A 1,200-nucleotide genomic window follows, 5' to 3' on the forward strand; every position below is an offset into this window, starting at 1 on the left:
AGCCGCCCATCATCCGGTACGCCTCAGAGATCGGAGCACCCCCGCGTCGGCGGGGAGGACCAGCGCGGGCCGACTTGGTGTACGAGTGGACGTCGGCACGGGCGCCGGACGACTTGTACAGGTAGATGCTGTCCTTGTCGTTGTTCCAGATGAAGTTGCAGTTCTGGCGGTAGACGACGTTGCCGGCGTCCGAGTCGGTGCCGTGGCCGCCGCGGAGCTTCACGGAGTCCCCGGGCTCCAGGTAGTGGTTCGCCGGGAAGGTGAACTTGTTGCCCGTCGCGTCCTTGACGACGTAACCCTTCAGGTTCACGGTCGTGCCCGACGAGTAGTTCTTGATCGTCAGGTACTCGTTCTTCGTGTTGCCGCTGGAGCAGCTGTTGGAGTCCCGGCCGGGCGCGTCGTACTGGACGCCCTTGATCTTCAGCGCGGACGAATACTCCGTGGCCTGGGCCGGAGCCGTGGCGATGGCGGCGAGCGTGCCGGCAGCGGCGGCGGTGACAGCCAGGGCAGTGCGGATACGCATGAGGAATCCCCCCTCGGTGGTGCGGATGAAGCCCCGCGAGCATACCGATGATGTGATCACTGGATGGCGAAGTTGTGAGGGACTCGTAAGACTCTCTGGTCACGGGCCCGCTGTGACTTCGCCCACCTCCTCTTGTCCGACAAGAAAGGCATACCTAAGTTCTCTCCCATGGCCCCACGAATCCCCCCGCTCCCCAGCGGCCCCGACCCCGAGCTGGTCGCATTCTCGGTCGACCTCACCGCCCAGGAGGTCCTGCGACAGGCCCAGGTCCTGGCCGTCCTCGGCCCTGACTGGGACCCGATGGAGGTGATGCGCCAGGAGGAGGCCGCGTACGCGCTCCTGTACTCCGGGCTCGACGAGGAGCAGCGGCGCGTGTACGACGACCTCGTCGCGGCCGGCGTGCTTCCCGATCGCGGAGACGGCCGTGCTGCCGCTTGACCCGCAGGCCGACGTCGGGCGGCGTGCCTGGGTGACCTGCCCGAACTGCGCGGACAGTCACGGATGTGCTTCCTGCGACCAGCGGCGGTCGTGCTCCGATCACTGGCGCTACCTGCTCTCCACCGCCGGAAGCCTGCTCCACCTGCAGTGCCCGTCGTGCACCCATGTCTGGGTCCACGAGACCGGATTCGGCGCCACCCGGTCCTTGTGGAGCCGCATCACGGGCGGCCGCCCCGGAC

2 protein-coding genes and 1 pseudogene are annotated in these 1,200 nt (G+C 67.4%); 2 read left to right on the top strand and 1 reads right to left on the bottom strand.

Translation table 11 applies throughout. The annotated features are described in order from the left end of the window. Positions 1-70: 70 nt before the first annotated feature. Positions 71-523 (bottom strand): annotated as a pseudogene (locus ACWEBX_RS41080) (lamin tail domain-containing protein); the annotation flags it as partial. A 168-nt stretch (positions 524-691) separates the two neighbouring features. Here ACWEBX_RS41080 and ACWEBX_RS41085 point away from each other — a divergent pair. Together ACWEBX_RS41085 and ACWEBX_RS41090 are read left to right on the top strand one after the other, a co-directional pair. Beyond that, positions 692-961, top strand: coding sequence for a DUF6400 family protein (locus tag ACWEBX_RS41085; RefSeq protein WP_451889772.1), 270 nt, complete (start codon positions 692-694; stop codon positions 959-961). Further along, positions 948-1,200 (top strand): hypothetical protein (locus tag ACWEBX_RS41090; RefSeq protein WP_451889773.1); only part of this gene is annotated, 253 nt, incomplete at its 3' end. The genes ACWEBX_RS41085 and ACWEBX_RS41090, both read left to right, overlap by 14 nt.

Source organism: Streptomyces sp. NPDC005070 (genome assembly GCF_053600395.1).

Excerpts from the sequence above, each read along its gene's own strand:
- ACWEBX_RS41085 (WP_451889772.1), top strand. The coding sequence starts at position 692 with ATGGCCCCACGAATCCCCCCGCTCCCCAGCGGCCCCGACCCCGAGCTG.